We start from the raw sequence: 18,096 nt of genomic DNA, 5'->3' as shown, positions 1-18,096 counted from the left end.
GGAGCCTGTGCTTTCCGTGATGAAGGGCTCGAGCGGACGAAACAGCCGGCGCGGCGCGTCCACACTTTGCCGTGCCTCATCCGAAAGCTTCGGGTGCGACGGCTGCGCGGGGCGTGCAGGCGGCTCGGGCACCGGGCGCGCCACCTTGCGGAGCTGATCCAGCACCATCGTGGCGACGGCCACGTCCTGGCCGCGCTCGATCGCGCGCTCGAATTCGCGCGTCAGGAGCGCCTGCGCTGCTGGCGGCAGTTGCCCCAGATATTCCCTTAACCGCTCGAGTGTCTGACCCATGGGCCGGCGCGCAAATTTCAAAGCTGGAGACGGCAAGACGCGCATCTCCGGACCCCGACCATAGGGGCAGCGATATTAAGAACACGTTGAGGATGGCCGACTTCGCACCCCCCAGTTAAGCGCCTCCAGGGGAACAGCGTCACATGCGCAATATCAGACGCAGGGCAGCTTCAGTTCGGCGCGCAAGCCTCCGGTCGGCGCGTCACTGAGCGCGAGATGACCGCCATACAACGCCGCAAGGTCGCTGACGATCGACAGCCCAAGGCCCGATCCCGGCTTCGATTCGTCCAGGCGCTGGCCCCGCCGCGACACCTGCGCGCGCTCGGTCGCCGACAATCCGCGCCCATCATCGTCGACGATCAGCCGCAGGTGCGGTGGAGCGCCGGCCTGGGCCGGCGGCTCGACCGTCACCTCGATCGAGACCCGCGAGGATGCCCATTTGCAGGCATTATCGACCAGGTTGCCGGCCATCTCCTCGAGATCCTGGCGCTCGCCGCGAAACTTCGCGGCCGGATCGGCCTTGGCCTCGATGACGAGGTCGCGATCGCGATGGATCTTCTCCATGGTGCGCCGCAACGCCTCGATCGTCGGCGCCACCTCCGTGATCGTGCTGACGATGGTGACGCGGGCCGCAATCCTGGCCCGCTCCAGATGATGGGCGACCTGGTCGCGCATCACGTCCGCCTGTTCCATGATCTTGGCCGCGATCGGATCGGCGCGATGCGCGGTGGCCTCGTTGATGATCACCGACAGCGGCGTCTTGATGGCATGCGCGAGGTTGCCGACATGGGTCCTGGCCCGCTCGACGATCTCGCGATTGGCATCGATCAGCGCATTGGTCTCGCGCGCCAGGGGCGCGATCTCGACCGGAAACGCGCCCTCCAGGCGCTCCGCCCGGCCGGACCTGATATCGGCAATCGACTCGGAAATGCGCTTCAACGGCGCCAAGCCGTAGCGGACCTGGAACAGCGTGGTCAGCAGCAGCACGATGCCGAGCGCGGTGAAGGTGCCGCCGAGATAATAGTCGAAGCTGCGCGTCTCGTCGAAGATCTCGGAGGCATCGCCGGCGACGCTGACCAGGAATTTGCCGTCCGAGCCGAGATCAACCGGCCGCTCCACCACGCGCAGCTCCTGGTTCTCCGGTCCCTCGACATAGCCGATCCGGATCCCGGCCGGCGACAGCTCGACGCCGGCGTCCTCCAGTTTGGGCAGCTTCTTGTCCCATAATGAGCGCGAGGCCCGCATTTCGGGCTTGTCGGTGTCAGTGCGGGTGATCTGCCAGTACCAGCCGGACAGTGGCAGCTCGAACAAGGGCTCGCCGAGCGACTGGAACTGGCGGTCGGGCGGATCGTCGGGGGTCGCGACCTCCGCGATCAAGGTCCGTAGATAGAGATTGAGCCGGCGGTCGAAGGCGCGCTCGGTCGCGTCCCGATAGACCGAGGACAGCACGAAGCCGGTGATGGCCAGGATCACCACGAGCCAGGCGGTCGCGGACAGGAATAGCCGGGTGGCAAGCGAGCTCTGACGCATGATGCGCAAATTAGCGGAAGGAACTGCGCTCGGCCACCAGCAACGGCCGCCCCTGCCCCACTCCCACCCCTATGGCCTCACGCACTGGCCGGCGGCGGGGTCAGGAGATAGCCGAGCCCGCGCACGGTCTGGATCACGTCGCAGTCGAGCTTCTTCCTGATGCGACCGACGAACACCTCGATGGTGTTTGAGTCCCGGTCGAAGTCCTGATCGTAGAGATGCTCGACCAGCTCGCTGCGCGATACCACCCGCCCCGAATGGTGCATCAGGTAGGACAGCAGCCGGTACTCGTGCGAGGTCATCTTGACCGGGTTGCCTGACACGCTGACCTTGCCGGTGCGGGTGTCGAGCGAGACCGGCCCGCAGGTCAGTTCGCTCTGGGCATGACCGGCGGAACGGCGCAGCAGGGCACGGATCCGCGCCAGCACCTCCTCCAGATGAAACGGCTTGGCGACATAATCGTCAGCGCCGGCATCGAAGCCCTGCACCTTGTCGCTCCAGCGGTCGCGCGCGGTCAGGATCAGCACCGGCATCGACCGGCCATTGCGACGCCACGCCTCCAGCACCGAGATGCCGTCCATCTTCGGCAGGCCGATGTCGAGCACGACAGCATCATAGGGCTCGCTGTCGCCGAGATAATGTCCCTCCTCGCCATCAAAGGCGCGATCGACGACATAGCCGGCATCGCTCAACGCGGTGGTGAGCTGACGATTGAGATCGGGATCGTCCTCGACGACGAGCAGGCGCACCCTTGCCTCCAAAGCTGAACTGCACGATTTCTGCCCACAAGATGATCCGGATTGCCGTGAACCGTGCATGAACGGCGCGCGACAATCGACGTTACTTTTTTGTCATCCAGCTTGGTCTTCCGGCACAGATCAAACCGTCTGCGCCGAGCAGGAAATCGCGTGGGTTATAAGCGCCTGCGCTTCGATGTGGGAAGTCCTTTCCATCTGGGGCGGGCCGTCGCCCCTCAGCCGCGTCGAGCGAGGTCCGTTCGGACCATTCCTAGGCAGTGGCTCGGCTTGTGCACTTGCATGTGCAATGTCTAGGACGCTGCACGACCTCCGGGGGAGCGATGCCAGCCGGTCGCCCGCCGCGCCGCGCGAAACCTCAGGTGTGGAAGAACGCGAACCAGACCAGGCCGAGGATCAAAAGCGCCAGCCCGGTGGAGATGGCCAACATGGCGAGCACGGACGGTCCGGGCTCTCCCTGACGGGCCTCGGTGGGAGTCTCGATGATCTGCTGATCTCGTCTGGTTGCCATGGCGCCTCAGCTCCCTGGTATCTGTAAAATGGCCATTCTCGTTCCGTTCGTGGCAACGCCCGATCCGGAATGATGTTCCGGCAGCGGCCCGCGCTGCGGCCGGTTAACGGCATTGCAAGATTCCGTCCCGGGCCTTGCTATGATTCGGTCATGGCCGGTGTTATCGTCATGCATTGTCCGTCGCGTCTTTGCGGCCCGTTAGGGTCCAGTTCGGAGTAGCTCATGGCCCCGCGCGCCAATTGGAAGGGTTTTCTGCGCCTGTCGCTCGTGACCTGCCCGGTCGCGCTTTATCCCGCGACGTCGGAATCCGAGAAGGTCTCGTTCAACCAGATCAATCGCAAGACCGGCCACCGCATCAAATACAGCAAGGTCGATGCGGAGACCGGCGAGGAAGTTGGCTCCGACGACATCGTCAAGGGCTACAAGGTCGATACCGATACCTATATCGAGGTCACCAAGGACGAGCTCGATGAGATCGCGCTCGACTCGACCCACACCATCGAGATTGACGAATTCGTGCCGCGCAGCGACATCGACAGCCGCTATCTGATCCGTCCATATTATCTGGTCCCGGACGGCAAGGTCGGTCACGACGCCTTTGCAGTGATCCGCGAGACCATCCGCAGCATGAACAAGGTCGCGATCGGGCGCATCGTGCTGACCAACCGCGAGCACATCATCGCGCTGGAGCCGCTCGACAAGGGCTTGATGGGAACGCTGCTGCGCTACCCCTACGAGGTCCGTAGCGAGCAGGACTATTTCGACGACATTCAGGACGTGAAGATCACCAAGGACATGCTGGATCTGGCCAAGCACATCGTCGAGAAGAAATCCGGCGACTTCGAGCCGGAGAACTTCGAGGACCATTACGAAGCCGCGCTGGTCGAGCTCATCAACAAGAAGCGCGCCGGGGTGCAGATCGCACCCAAGGCCGCGCCGAAGACCACCGGCAACGTCATCAACCTGATGGACGCGCTCAAGCGCAGCCTGTCCAACGAAGCGTCGGCGCCCGCCGCTGCCGAGCCGAAGGCAAAAGCGAAGAAGCCGAAGAAGCGTGTCGAAGGCCAGCGCGAGATGCTGCTGCCGATCAGCGGCAAGAAGGCCAAGGAGACTGACAAGCAGTCCACCGAGACGCAGAAGGCGGAGGAGCCGAAGAAGGCCCAGAAGTCGGCACGCGCCCCGACCGTCCGCTCCAGGAAAGCCGGCTAGCTGATCCGCATACGCGCTGCGAAAGGTCGTAGCCTGGTGCAAGGCCGTAGCCCGGGTGAGCGCAGCGATCCCGGGGTTCTCGGTCCCCGCATGTCGCTATCGCTCATACGGGCTAGGATCTGACGTTACCGCTGCGCATGAACTAAAAATGCCGAAAGCGCGAGCCCTGCCCGCGCCTGCGATCGATACCGGTCAGCTTCAATCGCCGCTGTTACTTGATCGAGCTGTTGATCGACGTGAACTTGCCGCTGAGCGTGGTGCCCATGCCGTTGACGGCGGTCACGATGAGAATGCTGATGCCGCCGGCAATGATCGCGTACTCGATCGCAGTGGCGCCGGACTGATCCTGCAAGAATCTCGACAATAAATTGCGCATTCAAAACTCCCGCCGACCGTTGACCCACCGCAACATCATCGCGCGCAACACCAGCTCGGTGACAGCCTCGGCGATCGGCTTGAACAATTCGTTAACTCATTCAGACACACTCGGCCACATCTCGAAAAAAAGACTGCGGCGCCGCTTTTTGACCGGTGATTCCGGGCCAGAACGCCCCCTGTGCCGCCGATCTGCAGCAAACGCGCTCGCCGTGCAGCCGCCGGCGTAGGCCAAGACATGACCTTGCGCCGCGCGCGCATGGGCTGATGCCGCCGGTGCGCTTTACCCAGGCCACCTTTCCTGATCCAACAATCTGCCAGGCCGGGCGTGACATCGGCTGCGATAGAGGATGGGAGGACATCGCCATGAAGCTTGGCGCCGCGATCGCGGAGATCATGAAGCGGGAGGGCATCGAGATCCTCACCGGCTATCCCGTCAACCATCTGATCGAGTTTGCGGCGGCAGCCGACATCCGTCCGGTGATGGTGCGGCAGGAACGGATCGGCCTCCACATGGCCGACGCGATCTCGCGCGTCACCTCGGGCCGCAAGATCGGCGCGTTCTGCATGCAGCACGGTCCCGGCGCAGAAAACGCGATGGGCGGCGTCGCGCAATGTTTTGGCGAATCCGTCCCGGTGCTGGTACTGCCGATGGGCTATGCGCGGCGGCTGGCGCATGTCGAGCCGAACTTCAATTCGTCGCAGGCGATGCGGCCGTTCGCCAAGTCGGCCGAGCCGATCATCCTGGCAAGCGAGCTCTGCAACATCTTCCGCCGCGCCTTCGCGCGGTTGAAGAACGGCCGCGGCGGCCCTGTCATCGTCGAGATCCCCTCCGACATGTGGAACGAGGAGGTGCTGGAGCCCTTGAACTATACGCCGGTGCTGCGCACCCGCTACGGCGCCGACCCGGTTCACGTCAAAGAGGCGGCGGCGCTGTTGATCGATGCCAAACGGCCGGTGATCTATGCCGGCCAGGGCGTGCACTATGCCCGCGCCTGGCCGCAACTGAAGCGGCTCGCCGAACGGCTGGCAATTCCCGTCACCACCAGCCTCGGTGGCAAGTCGTCATTTCCGGAGAGGCATCCGCTGTCGCTTGGCTCCGGCGGTCTCGCGATGCCGCGCGCCGTGCCGACGTTCCTCAGGGAGGCCGACGTCATCTTCGGCATCGGCTGCTCCTTCACCGAAACCAATTTCGGCGTCGCGATGCCGAAGGGCACGACCATCATCCACGCCACGCTCGATCCCAACCACCTCAACAAGGACATCGAGGCCAAGATCGGCCTGGTCGGTGACGCCGGCCTGGTGCTCGACGCGTTGCTTACGGAGATCGAGGCGCTGGTCACCTCGGATCGCGACGCGTCGTCGGTCGCGGCTGAGATCGTCGCCGTCAACCAGCCCTGGCTCGAGAAGTGGCTACCGAAGCTGACGTCGAACGACGCGCCGCTCAGCCCCTATCGCGTGCTCTGGGACCTGCAGCACACCGTCGATATCGAGAACACCATCATCACCCACGATGCCGGCAGCCCGCGCGACCAGCTCTCGCCGTTCTGGAAAACGGTTACGCCGCTGTCCTATCTCGGCTGGGGCAAGACCACGCAACTCGGCTATGGGCTGGGGCTTGCGATGGGTGCCAAGCTCGCCTGTCCCGACAAGCTCTGCATCAACGTCTGGGGCGACGCCGCGATCGGTTTCACCGGCATGGATTTCGAGACCGCGGTGCGCGAGCGCATCCCGATCCTATCGATCCTGCTGAACAACTTCTCGATGGCGATCGAGCTGAAGGTGATGCCGGTCTCGACCGAAAAATACCGCTCGACCGACATCTCCGGCGACTACGCGGCGATGGCGCGCGCCTTCGGCGGCCATGGCGAGCGCGTCACGAAGCCGGAGGACATCGTGCCCGCGATCCGGCGCGGCATCGAAAAGACCAGAGAGGGCATTCCCGTGCTGCTGGAGTTCATCACCAGCAAGGAGACCGAGGTGTCACGTCCGGGGACGTGAATGAAAAGCCGCCCACAGGCGGCCTTATCGCTTCTCCTCGACCCAGGTTTGCTCGCCGCACTCGCACTTGAACATGCTCACACTTCGCCCGCCGATCGAATCCAGCATGGTCCGGACGAGCGTGAGCGTCTTGCCGCAAACATTGCAGGATCGGACCTGGTGAGGGTCGAAGCTGCTAAAGACCTGTTTTTTGAAATTCTTGTGCACTTCGATGCCGCGGCGTTGAGCGACTGACTAAGTGCTAAAGTGAACACAAGTTCCGTTAAAGTCGCGAGGCTCTCAGGCAGCGGTCGGACAAGCGCCGACTGAGGCCGCCTTACTTCTTCGCCTTCGCGCTTATGTGGATCTGATAGAGCGACTTTCCAGCATCATCGGTGACTTCCAGGCTCCACTCCTGCCCCGGGCGAAACTCGCCATCGATGTCCTTGATGAGCGCGCCAGCGAAGCTCGTAGCCTCTTTCCATGCAGCTTCGTCGTCCGGCAATTCTTCACCATGTTCGTCGATGCTGGGCTTCACGTCATGAACGTTGAAAAAGTATCGCGGCATTTCTCACAAATCCCGGCGCGACGATCATGTTCCAGTTAACCGCTCTCAGGACGTGTCCGCTCGCTATGCTCCCGGCTTCTTTTGATCATGGCGCGGCTTAGCTCAATTGCGCCCTTGGTCCTCGCGACGAGAGTTCGAGTCAAAGCAATTGACGCAAGGATATTCCGCATTAGGTCGGGCCAGGATTCCATCCCGGAATAGTGGCATATTAAGCCACTGTGAAAATTAACTTAGGCCACAAGGGGATAAAAACAGGCCGGTACTTAGCGCGGCGATTGCCGCGCATTTCCCAGCCGTCGCCCTACTCTGCCATCTCCACAGCCGCCTGTGTCGCGGGGCCGGCCAGCGGGCGCTCCTCCATCAGGATCATGCAGACCGCCGCGCAGGCGAGCATGGCGGTGGCAGCTCCGAACACGAAGCGAAAGGCGTGGACCATGTCGGCAGGCGCGATGCCGCTGACGGTGCCGCTCGCACCCTCGGCCAGCGAGATGTCGGCGCCGAGCACCATCAGCAGGATGGCGCCGAAGGCCGCGACCGTGAACGACGACATCATGGCGCGGAAGAAGTTCATCGCGCCGGTGATGGTGCCGATCTGAGCGCGATCGACCGCGTTCTGCAGCGACACCACCGAGATCGGAAACGCGGTGCCGAGCCCGATGCCAAACACCGAGAGTAGCCCCAGCAGCGTCAACAGCGACGGCGTGATCACGGTCATGACGGCTGCTGCGACGGTGGCAATGATGGTGCCGATGATCGCAACCCGCTTGTAGTGCTTGACGCGGGCCATGGTGCGCCCCGCCACGCCGGCGCCGAAGGTCGAGATCGCCGCGAGCGGAATCAGGCCGAGCCCGGCCTCGCTGGCCGAGAGGTGATGCACCACCTCGTAATAGAGCGGCAGATAGACGGTGAGCCCGATCAGGGCGCCCAGCGCGCAGCCGCTCGACAGCATGCCATAGGGCACCACGCTGCCGCCGATCAGGGACAGCGGCAGGAACGGCTCGTCGGCGCTCTTGGCATGCCAGACGAAAGCTAGCGCCATCGCGACGCCGCAGCCGACCATCGCGAGCAGCGCCGGCGACAGCCACGGCAGCCGGTGGCCGCCCCAACTCAGCGCCAGCATGAACACCACGGCGGAAGACATCAGCAGCAACCCGCCGGTCCAGTCGACCTTGCGCAGCCGGTGATAGACCGGAAGTCGTCCCATCTTCGGTAGCAGCAGCGCCAGGGCGGCGATGGCGAGCGGCAGGTTGATCCAGAAGATCATCGACCAGTGCAGGTGGTCGGCGAAGAAGCCGCCGACCACGGGGCCAAGCAGGCCCGCCACCAGCCAGACCGCGCTGAAATAGGCCTGGTACTGCCCACGCTCGCGCGGGCTGACCACGTCCGAAATCACCGTCTGGACCACTGGCATGATGCCGCCGCCGCCCAGGCCCTGCAGGCCGCGCGCCAGAATCAGCACCGGCATGCTTGGCGCCACCGCGCACAGGATCGAGCCCGCAATGAACAGGCTGAGCGCGGTGATGATCATGGCCTTGCGGCCATAGATGTCGCAAAGCGTGCCAAACACCGGCGCGACCGCAGTGGAGGCCAGCAGATAGGCGGTGATGATCCAGGAGAGATTGGCGACATCCTGGAACTGGCGGCCGATGGTCGGCAGCGCTGTCGCCACGATGGTCTGGTCAAGCGCGGCCAGGAACATCGTCAGCAACAAGCTCATCAGGATGGTACGAACCTCCGAAGGCGTCAGCGGCGACGCGCTCGCAAGCGGCGGCGCGTCGCTGGCGGCCATCACCTGCGGCGGCAGGTCCGGCAGTTCGGCAATGAGCTCTTCGGACAGAGTTTCACTGGCGGCAGACTGGGCATACTGCCGATCGTACTTGTTCATGAGGAATGGCGTCTTCAAAGCGCGTGAAATCGCGCGGGATTCGCTGAGTTGATCCCAATCTAGGGAATAAATACCCTGCGCGGCAGCGGGTCCGGCGCATGGGTGCGTCCCGCAATGCCGCGAACCGTCGCGGGGATGTGACTTGTCGCGAGCCCCTGCGACACGAAGCGAGAGCCGCTCGTCGTGCGACAGACCGACGAAATCGGTCTATCGCGGCCGCTGCTTCAGCTTCGCCCGCTTCGGCAGCAGCTGCGGCCATTGCACGATGTGATCTTCCAGCTCTTCGTCGGGAACATCATCCTCGGTGCCTTCGATTCGGCCGCGCACCGAGACGCCGGCCTCATGCACGCTCTCGGGATCGCCTGAGATCAGCGGATGCCACCAGTAGAGATCCCGCCCTTCGGCTACCAGTCGATAGCCGCAGCTCGGCGGTAGCCAGTTGATGGTGCGGACATTCTCAGGCGTCAGGCGAACGCAATCCGGCACCTGGTCGGAACGATTCGGGTAGTCCTTGCAGGCGCATAGGCCCGCATCCAAGAGCTTGCAGGAAATATGGGTGAAATAGATGTCGCCGGTGTCCTCGTCTTCCAGCTTCTCCAGGCAGCAGCGCCCGCAGCCGTCGCACAGGCTTTCCCATTCGGCGTTGGACATCTCTTCCAACGTCTTGGTTTTCCAGAAGGATCCCTCCTGTCCGGAGGGCCGTTTGGGCGGCGCGGTCATCAAAGATTCCTGAGGCGGCGAGTTGGCCGTCATCTAGTCGGCCGCCTCGTCTCGGCGCAAGGGCGAACGCTGGTTCCGGGATGCCGCCGCCGCGTTAGCTTTGCGCATTAAATTGTGAGCGGCGCCATTGGTTTATGCCCCCTGCTCGGCTAGATAGGATGAGTCTTTGTCAGGCCCGCGCCTTGGCTTTGCCGCAACATTCCCGCAAGACGTCCGCGGTACGCAAGGCCAGGCCGTCGAGCACTTTTGCAGAGAGCTGACGGGCTTTCGAAAACACCAGGGTTCCCGTGCGCCAGATCATCCCGCCGAATTGGAAGGCTAAAATCCGGCACATGATGCTGGACTGGGACGCGCGGATAGACTCCACCCTGTTCTCTTCCGGCCGTGGTGCCCGCGAGCTCTTTGAGCGATATTCGGCCTTCATGGACCGCTTCTATGTCGGCGGCTGGAAGCGCTGGGTGTTCATCGAGCCGCTTTCGGAAGCCGCCACCATCGGACTCGGTGGCCTCGTGGTGCTGCTGGCGCTGGCGGTTCCGGCGTTCCGTGAAACCGCTGACGAGGACTGGCTGAAGAAATCCGATCTCGCGGTCACCTTCCTCGACCGCTACGGCAACCCGATCGGCAGCCGCGGCATCAAGCACAACGACTCGATCCCCCTGGAAGATTTCCCGGACAATCTGATCAAGGCGACGCTCGCCACCGAAGACCGGCGCTTCTACGAGCATTTCGGCATCGACATCCCCGGCCTCGCGCGCGCACTCGTGACCAACGCCCAGGCCGGCGGCGTGCGCCAGGGCGGTTCCTCGATCACCCAGCAGCTCGCCAAGAACCTGTTCCTGTCGAACGAGCGCACCATCGAGCGCAAGATCAACGAGGCCTTCCTGGCGATCTGGCTGGAGACCCGGCTCACCAAGAACGAGATCCTCAAGCTCTATCTCGACCGCGCCTATATGGGCGGCGGCACCTTCGGCGTCGACGGCGCGGCGCATTTTTACTTCAACAAATCGGTGCGCGACATCAACCTCGCGGAAGCCGCCATGCTGGCCGGCCTGTTCAAGGCGCCGACCAAATTCGCGCCCCACGTCAACCTTCCGGCGGCGCGCGCCCGCGCCAATGTGGTGCTCGACAATCTGGTCGATGCCGGCTTCATGACCGAGGGCCAAGTGTTCGGCGCCCGCCGCAACCCGGCAGTCGCGGTCGACCGCCGCGACGAAAGCTCGCCGAACTACTTCCTCGACTATGCCTTCGACGAGATGCGCAAGCTGGTCGACACCTTCCCGAAGTCCTACACCGAGCGCGTATTCGTGGTGCGCACCTCGATCGACATGAACGTGCAGCACGCGGCCGACGAGACGATCGAGAACGAGCTGCGGCAGTTCGGCCGCGACTATCACGCCACGCAAGCGGCGACCGTGGTGTCCGATCTCGACGGCGGCATCCGCGCCATGGTCGGCGGGCGCGACTACGGCGCCAGCCAGTTCAACCGCGCCACCGATGCCATGCGGCAGCCCGGTTCGTCGTTCAAGCCCTACGTCTACACCGCCGCGCTGCTGAACGGCTACAAGCCGAGCTCCACCATCATCGACGGCCCGGTCTGCATCGGCAATTGGTGCCCGCAGAACTATGGTCACTCCTACTCGGGCAGGGTGACGCTGACCCAGGCGATCACCCATTCGATCAACGTGGTGCCGGTCAAGCTGTCGATCGAGCTTGGCAAGCCGAACGGCCCGAAGGCCGGACGCGCCAAGATCATCGAGGTGGCGCGGCGCTTCGGTATCGCGACGCCGCTGCCGGACACGCCATCGCTGCCGATCGGCTCTGACGAGGTCACGGTGATCGAGCACGCCGTCGCCTACGCCGCCTTCCCGAACCGCGGCAAGGCGGTGACGCCGCATGCGATTCTCGAGGTCCGCACCGGCGCCGGCGACCTGGTCTGGCGCTGGGACCGCGATGGCGCGAAGCCGCGGCAGATCATTCCCGCCTCGGTCGCCGCCGACATGGCCATGATGATGAGCCACGTCGTCAGCGAGGGCACCGCGCGCCGGGCTCAACTCGACGGCATCCCGACCGCGGGCAAGACCGGCACCACCAACAATTATCGCGACGCCTGGTTCGTCGGCTACACCGGCAACTTCACCTGCGCGGTGTGGTTCGGCAACGACGACTACTCGCCGACCAACCGCATGACCGGCGGCTCGCTGCCGGCGCAGACCTGGCACGACATCATGGTCGCCGCGCATCAGGGCGTCGAGGTCAAGGAATTGACCGGTGTCGGCATGGGCGAGAAACTGCCGCGCGAGGCCGCTTCCGCCGCGATGGCGCAGGCCGGCCAGCCGAAGACGCTCGAGATCAAGCCGGGGCCGCCGCCGGTGCTGACACGGCGTGGCGCCGAGATCCTGGTGCAGGTCGAGAAGATGCTCGATGACGTCGCGCGCACCACCAACAAGAGTGCATCGGGCGCTCCATCGCAGCCCGCCAAGCCGGTCTCGTCGAGCGCGCTGGCGTTCCCCGAGAACTATGCCGCGGCCGCGGATGGCACAGGCAATCCCGCCTCACGCAAGAACTGACACCGGCTGAAACGTGCGGCTGCTCTTCATCACCCTTACGACGCTCCTGATCGCGACCGGCGTCGGCCTCGGCGCGACCTGGATCACGACCACGCGCGGCACCGAATTCGGTACGCTGACGATCGGCGCCTGGACGGCGCGTCCGAAGACCGGCACCTCCGACGTCGACCCCTATTCGCGCGCCACCATCACCCGCAACGGCGAACTGCCGATCGGCACCGGCGACGGCGTCGCCTTCACGGCGACATCAGACGACAAGAAGAAGCCGCTCGACGGCCGTTGCGACGTCGTCGTCTCCGGCATCACGCCCCCGGCCAGGTTCTGGACGCTGACCTTGTACGACAACAAAGGGCATCTGGTCGCCAACACGCTGCAGCGCTACGGCTTCACCAGCCAAGAGATCGTGCGCGGCGCGGACGGCTTATTCGAGATCCACATCGCTGCCCGCTCGCGCTCCGGCAACTGGCTGCCGACCGGCGGCATTGAGCGCTACGCATTGATGCTTCGCCTCTACGACACTCCGGTCGGGGTCGCCACGCGCACCCAGCGCGATGCGCCGATGCCCGCCATTGCGACGGTGGGCTGCCCATGATCCGGCTTGCCTTCACCATCATCGTCGGCGTGCTGCTCGGCGGCGTCGTCCATCTCGTCAGCGTGCTGGCGCTGCCGCGGATCGGCACGCAGGACGCCTATTCGCGCCTGACCCCGATAACCACAGTCAATGCGGTGACGCAGCTTCCCCTCGCCGAGCCCGGCAATTCGCTGATGCCGTTCATGGACCCGGCCTTCGCGACCGCGATCTGCCGCTACGATCTGTCGGAGGGTCCGCTCAAGCTCACGGTGCCAGTGAGCCAGGCCTACACGTCGGTATCATTCTACACGCGCAACGAACTCGCCTACTACGCCATCAACGATCGTTCCGCCGGCAAGAAGGTGATCGAGCTCGATCTGATGACCGAGGCGCAGCACAACGCGCTGCCCGAGGACGAGGAAGTGACCTCCGCGGACCGCTTGATCATCGACTCGCCGACCCCGACCGGACTGATCGTGCTGAAGGCACTCGCAGCCGAGCCGGGCCTGATGCCGCAAGCGCAGGCCTCGCTCAACGCGGCGAGCTGCAGGCCGCAAACCGAGCCGCCGGCAACGGCGGAGAAACCGCGCGCCAAGCGGTAGCGCTTGCTGTTCGCTGGGCGAATAGCGAATGGGGAATAGCGAACAGGATAGCGAATGGAAAACTATTCGCCATTCGCTACTCACTACAGGATGCATTGCTGTTGGCGCCCTCCCCGGATGACGTAAGAATGCGCGCATCAAGTTCGCTTAGCGTTGAGTCATGCCTGTCGAAATCGAACGCAAGTTTCTCGTCAAGAACGGCGCTTGGCGAGCCCAGGTCACACGCAGCGAACGATTACGGGATGGACTGGTCGCACGCGAGGACGATCTCAAGGTCCGTGTCCGCTGCTATGGCGATCGTACGACACTGTGCGTGAAGGGTCGCCGGCGGGGTCTGGCGCGCGAAGAATTCGATACGACATTCCGCGCGATCATGCCGAGGCTATTTCGCCCATTGCACCGGACGCATTCTCGAAAAGACCCGGCACTATGTTCCCGGACCAAGCGGCCTCTGGGAGATCGACGTCTATCACGACGTGCTCGATGGCATCGTCATTGCCGAGATCGAGCTGGACAGCGAAACGGCCCCGGTCGATCTGCCGAACTGGATCGGCGAGAAAATCACCGGCGATCCGCGCTACAGCAAGACCAGCATGCTGGAAGCGGTCTCGCCCACATCGCACAAGGCCGCCACCCGCGTGCCTTGCAACGCCAAATTGAACCTCTTCTCGGCTGTATAGTTGATGCGGGTCAAGATGGCCCCGCAATCCGCGTATTAGATAACTCTCGCCACGCGTGCCGTCGGCCGCGTACGGGAGGAGGACTGCATGAATTCATCACCGGTGATGTCGCAGGCCCTGCGCGCGAAAATCATGTCCGCCGATGACGCGGCGGCACTCGTGCCCGCCGGTTCCAATGTCGGGATGAGCGGCTTTACCGGCTCCGGCTATCCGAAAGCCGTACCGCTGGCACTGGCCCGCCGCATCGAGGCCGCGCATGCGCGCGGCGAGCAGTTTCGCATCGGGGTGTGGACCGGCGCTTCCACCGCGCCCGAGCTCGATGGCGCGCTCGCGAAGGTCAATGGCATCGAGTTGCGGTTGCCCTATCAGTCTGACCCGATCACGCGCGAGCGCATCAATTCGGGCCACATGGACTATATCGACATCCATCTCAGCCATGTCGCGCAGTTCGTCTGGTTCGGCTTCCTGGGGCATCTCGACGTCGCCGTGGTCGAGGTCGCCGGCATCCTGCCCGATGGGCGATTAATTCCTTCGACCTCGATCGGCAACAACAAGACTTGGCTGGACCAGGCCGACCGGATCATCCTCGAGGTCAATTCATGGATGAATCCGGCGCTGCTCGGCATGCACGACATCTACTATGGCACCCAGCTGCCGCCGCACCGTAAGCCGATCCCGATCCTGACGCCGAGCGACCGGATCGGCGAAACAACCTATCGCTGCGAGCCCGACAAGGTTATTGCCATCGTCGAGACTCACGCACCCGACCGAAACACGAGTTTCGCCGCGCCCGATCCGGTATCGCGCGCGATCGCCGGCCACATCCTCGAATTCTTCGAACACGAAGTACGCCAGGGCCGCTTGCCGCGTAATTTGCTGCCGCTGCAATCCGGTGTCGGCAACGTCGCCAACGCGGTCATGGCCGGGCTCGACGACGGTCCCTTCCCGCATTTGACCGCCTATACCGAGGTCCTGCAGGACGGCATGCTCAACCTGCTTCGGTCGGGCCGGATGGACTTCGCCTCGGCGACCGCGCTGTCGCTTAGTACGGAGGCGGCCGTGACATTCAATCACGAGATCGAATTCCTGCGCGACCGTATCGTGCTGCGGCCGCAGGAAATCTCCAACCATCCGGAAGTGATCCGCAGGCTCGGCGTGATCGCCATGAACGGCCTGATCGAGGCCGACATCTATGGCAACGTCAACTCCACCCATGTGCGCGGCACCAGCATCATGAATGGGATCGGCGGCTCCGGCGACTTCGCCCGCAACGCCTATCTCTCGATCTTCATGACGCCCTCGACGGCCAAGCACGGTGCCGTTTCCTGCATCGTGCCGATGGCAACCCATGTCGATCACACCGAGCACGACGTGCAGATCCTGGTCACTGAACAGGGGCTCGCCGATCTCCGTGGCCTGTCGCCGAGACAGCGGGCCCGTATCATCATCGACAAGACCGCGCATCCGACGTTCCGCCCGGCGCTCTCGGATTACTTCGAGCGAGCCTGCCGACTCTCGCCCGGCAAGCACACGCCGCATCTGCTGGAGGAGGCGTTTAAGGTCATTCAGCCGGTGTCACCTGGTATCGGTTTCTGAGCACCGAGCTTACCGCACGTCATTGCGAGCAGCGCAAGCTCCGAAGCAATCCAGACCTGTCGCGTGACACTGGATTGCTTCGCTTGCGCTCGCAATGACGGTTAGAGCGTGATCAGCCCCGCGTCGTCAGCGGCTGTCCGATCACCGGCCGCGCGACGACCGGGGGATTGGCCGTCTGTGAGGCGAGCTCGCCGATCAGCCGGTCGGCATCGGCGGCCATCGGATCTGGCGCCTGCAGCACCAGCCGTTCCAGCGCCCAGCGATAGGACGCGACGCGCTGCTGCAGGCTGATCTGCACCCACTGCACGATCAGCGAGTTCTCTTCCATGCGCGCGACCGCGTCGCCCTTCTCGCGCGGCGAGATATCGGACATGTAGCGCATGCTGGCTTGGCGCTTGCGGTCGAGATCGAGGACGCGAATCGCAGAGCCGAAGAACGGCTCGAACCGCGTGATGTCGTCGCGCACGTCGTCGATCAACTGTGCATAGCGCGAAGAATGCGAGCGATGCGGCTCGTCGATCAGCGCGCGCCCATAGGCCGTGCGGTCGAACGCCACCTTCTGCCGCCACGGTGAAGCCGACGGCTGATAGTCGCCGAACACGCTCTTCCAGGCGGGACGCGAGTGTGGCGCCTCGATTAGCGGATAGGCAAGATCGCGCAGCTGCCGCTCATTGTCGGTCAACTGGAACTGCGACGGCGGCACGCCGACGCTGGCGGTCGCCTCCTGACCGATCCATTTGTGCATGTCGTCGTTGCGGAAGTCGGCGCGCGTGCGCCCGAAATCGCCACCGCTGCAGGCTCCGAGCATGACGCCGGCGACCATGAGCGCGAGGACCGGCACGGCGCGCCGGACTGGAACGATGATGCCCGGCATTCCCATTGCCACTCGCTGTCAGCGACGGCGACGGCGGCGGCTGGGAGCGGCGCCCTCGCGCGGACCGCGATCGTCGCTTGTGGTGCTGGTGGTGGTCTCGCGCTCGATGCGCACGACCGGCAGGATCACGATCGTGCCCATCGCCTCCTGCGATGTGCCCGAGCGCGAGCGCCGCGAGACCGCATTCGCCGGAAATTCAATGATGGTCGCCATATGTCAGTTCTCTTTTGTGTCTGAAATTCGTGACCTTGCAGACCCCCTGCACGAACTTCGCAGGCAAAGGGCCACTCACAACTGACGTTCCCGGTGCCACTTCAAGCCGAGTTGGAATCTGACCGCGGGGCACCCTTAATTCTCGCGAGAAACTCAAATCCATCGCGCTGATCGCGTCCGTGATCTGGGTCTCTGATGCAGCGATTAAGATCAGGGCGTGGTTAATGGCCTCTTAATTTCGCGGCCAGGTGGCCTCCGAGGGGCATAGGCCGGTAACGATCGTGCATGGACGTGGCGTCTCGGTCTCACCGGGAATTCCCGGTTGATCCCGCCCGAGCGTCTTTAACGAGTTATTAACCGAACATTTCCGGCCGCGGCGCTCCAGCAAGCGCGATCGGAATGACCGACGCCGGTGCGAACACCGTTTCTGCGCGAAGCCATGGACCGCCTGATGCCCGGACCGCGCGACGACGCGAGCAGGTCCGTCGACGCGATCTCAGATTGCATTTGCCTTCATCGCTAGAGCCAGCCTGTGATATGAAGAATGGTGCAGACAGCGAAAACTGGAGCGCGTCGTCTGATCGTCCGGAAGTCATGTTCAAGACATTTTCACAAAAGCAGAATGGAGAGAAGGATGCTCAAGCGAATTCTTCATCGCACTGGCGATCATGCTGATCAGCCCTAAAGCCGGCGCACAGACGGTAACGAATATCGCGGTGCTCAAGGGGCTGGCGCCGCTGACGATCCTCGATCATTCCGAGGTCGGCAAAGCAGCGTTGGGCTCGAACTTCACCGTCACAGGCGGAATTCAAACCGGCACTATCAGCCCCCAATGATCCAACCTACATGAAGCTTTCGCTCAGGGGCGCTCCCGTCATCAACGACTATCAGGCTGCGCTGAAGGCAGCCCGCGACGATGTGACTGCTTTCCTTAGGACTACCTGTGGCGATTCGATCAGGACCTGTGCTGAGCACGACGCCAGCCGGTTCAACAACGCTGAAATGAACGAGACGTCATATCATGCGACGCAAACCTATGGACTGCCTGTGGTCTACCGAGAGAACGTCGGCAGGCGCGAGGACGTCGGCCAGCTTGCGCCGGAGGCGGGCTATCTTCTGACTGCCGCATTCCCATCATTGACCCTCGATCAGGCCAATCAGATTCTGAC

General features: G+C 63.7%; 19 protein-coding genes and 2 pseudogenes. 10 read left to right on the top strand and 11 right to left on the bottom strand.

The annotated features are described in order from the left end of the window. From WA702_RS13050 to WA702_RS13035, 4 genes and pseudogenes are all read right to left on the bottom strand, one after another. Positions 1–291: pseudogene (locus WA702_RS13050) on the bottom strand (hypothetical protein); the annotation flags it as partial. 153 nt (positions 292–444) lie between these two features. Continuing rightward, positions 445–1,821 carry an ATP-binding protein gene (locus WA702_RS13045; RefSeq protein WP_425110940.1) on the bottom strand — a complete coding sequence of 459 codons (1,377 nt, stop codon included), beginning with the start codon at positions 1,819–1,821 and terminating at the stop codon, positions 445–447. 77 nt (positions 1,822–1,898) lie between these two features. Then, entirely contained in the window at positions 1,899–2,570 is a 672-nt protein-coding gene (locus tag WA702_RS13040) for a response regulator transcription factor (RefSeq protein ID WP_425110939.1), read from the bottom strand. Positions 2,571–2,934: 364 nt separating this feature from the next. Further along, positions 2,935–3,087 carry a hypothetical protein gene (locus tag WA702_RS13035; RefSeq protein WP_425110938.1) on the bottom strand — a complete coding sequence of 51 codons (153 nt, stop codon included), beginning with the start codon at positions 3,085–3,087 and terminating at the stop codon, positions 2,935–2,937. Between the two features lie 222 nt (positions 3,088–3,309). Between WA702_RS13035 and WA702_RS13030 the strand changes: the two genes are divergently transcribed. Further along, positions 3,310–4,296, top strand: coding sequence for a Ku protein (locus WA702_RS13030; RefSeq protein ID WP_425110937.1), 987 nt, complete (start codon positions 3,310–3,312; stop codon positions 4,294–4,296). Positions 4,297–4,507: 211 nt separating this feature from the next. Here WA702_RS13030 and WA702_RS13025 read toward each other — a convergent pair whose 3' ends face one another. After that, a complete protein-coding gene (locus WA702_RS13025; RefSeq protein WP_425110936.1) occupies positions 4,508–4,672 on the bottom strand; it encodes a Flp family type IVb pilin in 165 nt (54 codons plus the stop codon). A 365-nt stretch (positions 4,673–5,037) separates the two neighbouring features. On the opposite strand from WA702_RS13025, the gene WA702_RS13020 reads away from it, so the two are divergent. Together WA702_RS13020 and WA702_RS13015 are read left to right on the top strand one after the other, a co-directional pair. After that, positions 5,038–6,672: a thiamine pyrophosphate-requiring protein gene (locus WA702_RS13020; RefSeq protein WP_425110935.1), complete on the top strand. Its 1,635-nt coding sequence runs from the start codon at positions 5,038–5,040 to the stop codon at positions 6,670–6,672. Next, positions 6,673–6,906, top strand: a complete 234-nt coding sequence (locus WA702_RS13015; RefSeq protein ID WP_425110934.1) for a hypothetical protein — start codon at positions 6,673–6,675, stop codon at positions 6,904–6,906. An 82-nt stretch (positions 6,907–6,988) separates the two neighbouring features. Here the strand turns inward: WA702_RS13015 and WA702_RS13010 are convergent, their stop codons facing one another. From WA702_RS13010 to WA702_RS12995, 4 genes are all read right to left on the bottom strand, one after another. Beyond that, positions 6,989–7,219: a DUF6894 family protein gene (locus WA702_RS13010; protein ID WP_425110933.1), complete on the bottom strand. Its 231-nt coding sequence runs from the start codon at positions 7,217–7,219 to the stop codon at positions 6,989–6,991. Between the two features lie 301 nt (positions 7,220–7,520). Continuing rightward, positions 7,521–9,104, bottom strand: a complete 1,584-nt coding sequence (locus WA702_RS13005) for an MDR family MFS transporter (protein ID WP_425110932.1) — start codon at positions 9,102–9,104, stop codon at positions 7,521–7,523. Between the two features lie 207 nt (positions 9,105–9,311). Continuing rightward, a complete protein-coding gene (locus WA702_RS13000) occupies positions 9,312–9,824 on the bottom strand; it encodes a YcgN family cysteine cluster protein (protein WP_425110931.1) in 513 nt (170 codons plus the stop codon). Between the two features lie 169 nt (positions 9,825–9,993). Then, positions 9,994–10,248, bottom strand: coding sequence for a hypothetical protein (locus tag WA702_RS12995; RefSeq protein ID WP_425110942.1), 255 nt, complete (start codon positions 10,246–10,248; stop codon positions 9,994–9,996). On the opposite strand from WA702_RS12995, the gene WA702_RS12990 reads away from it, so the two are divergent. The 5 genes from WA702_RS12990 to WA702_RS12970 all read left to right on the top strand — a co-directional run bounded on the left by WA702_RS12990 (position 10,157) and on the right by WA702_RS12970 (position 15,840). After that, positions 10,157–12,391 (top strand): transglycosylase domain-containing protein, encoded by a 2,235-nt coding sequence (locus WA702_RS12990; RefSeq protein ID WP_425110941.1) that lies wholly within the window; start codon positions 10,157–10,159, stop codon positions 12,389–12,391. The genes WA702_RS12995 and WA702_RS12990 overlap by 92 nt on opposite strands. A gap of 13 nt (positions 12,392–12,404) precedes the next feature. Next, a complete protein-coding gene (locus WA702_RS12985; protein WP_425110930.1) occupies positions 12,405–12,983 on the top strand; it encodes a DUF1214 domain-containing protein in 579 nt (192 codons plus the stop codon). Then, the gene (locus WA702_RS12980) at positions 12,980–13,564 is read left to right on the top strand and encodes a DUF1254 domain-containing protein (protein ID WP_425110929.1); all 585 of its coding nucleotides are present in this window, start codon (positions 12,980–12,982) and stop codon (positions 13,562–13,564) included. Before WA702_RS12985 ends, WA702_RS12980 begins: the two co-directional genes overlap by 4 nt. Before the next feature lie 476 nt (positions 13,565–14,040). Next, positions 14,041–14,244 (top strand): hypothetical protein, encoded by a 204-nt coding sequence (locus WA702_RS12975; RefSeq protein ID WP_425110928.1) that lies wholly within the window; start codon positions 14,041–14,043, stop codon positions 14,242–14,244. A gap of 87 nt (positions 14,245–14,331) precedes the next feature. Next, positions 14,332–15,840, top strand: coding sequence for an acetyl-CoA hydrolase/transferase family protein (locus WA702_RS12970; RefSeq protein ID WP_425110927.1), 1,509 nt, complete (start codon positions 14,332–14,334; stop codon positions 15,838–15,840). A gap of 112 nt (positions 15,841–15,952) precedes the next feature. Here WA702_RS12970 and WA702_RS12965 read toward each other — a convergent pair whose 3' ends face one another. Both WA702_RS12965 and WA702_RS12960 read right to left on the bottom strand, forming a co-directional pair. Beyond that, positions 15,953–16,714, bottom strand: coding sequence for a hypothetical protein (locus WA702_RS12965; protein WP_425110926.1), 762 nt, complete (start codon positions 16,712–16,714; stop codon positions 15,953–15,955). 18 nt (positions 16,715–16,732) lie between these two features. After that, positions 16,733–16,927: a hypothetical protein gene (locus WA702_RS12960; protein ID WP_425110925.1), complete on the bottom strand. Its 195-nt coding sequence runs from the start codon at positions 16,925–16,927 to the stop codon at positions 16,733–16,735. Between the two features lie 668 nt (positions 16,928–17,595). Here WA702_RS12960 and WA702_RS12955 point away from each other — a divergent pair. Both WA702_RS12955 and WA702_RS12950 read left to right on the top strand, forming a co-directional pair. Continuing rightward, on the top strand, positions 17,596–17,763 hold the full coding sequence (locus tag WA702_RS12955) for a hypothetical protein (RefSeq protein ID WP_425110924.1): 168 nt from the start codon (positions 17,596–17,598) through the stop codon (positions 17,761–17,763). Positions 17,764–17,773: 10 nt separating this feature from the next. Continuing rightward, a pseudogene (locus tag WA702_RS12950) lies at positions 17,774–18,096 on the top strand (phosphatase PAP2 family protein); the annotation flags it as partial.

It is taken from the genome of Bradyrhizobium sp., assembly GCF_049798375.1.
In the GTDB taxonomy this organism is placed as follows: domain Bacteria; phylum Pseudomonadota; class Alphaproteobacteria; order Rhizobiales; family Xanthobacteraceae; genus Bradyrhizobium.
The sequence above is the reverse complement of the archived record's forward strand: the minus strand, read 5'-3'. Positions and strand labels throughout refer to the sequence as shown.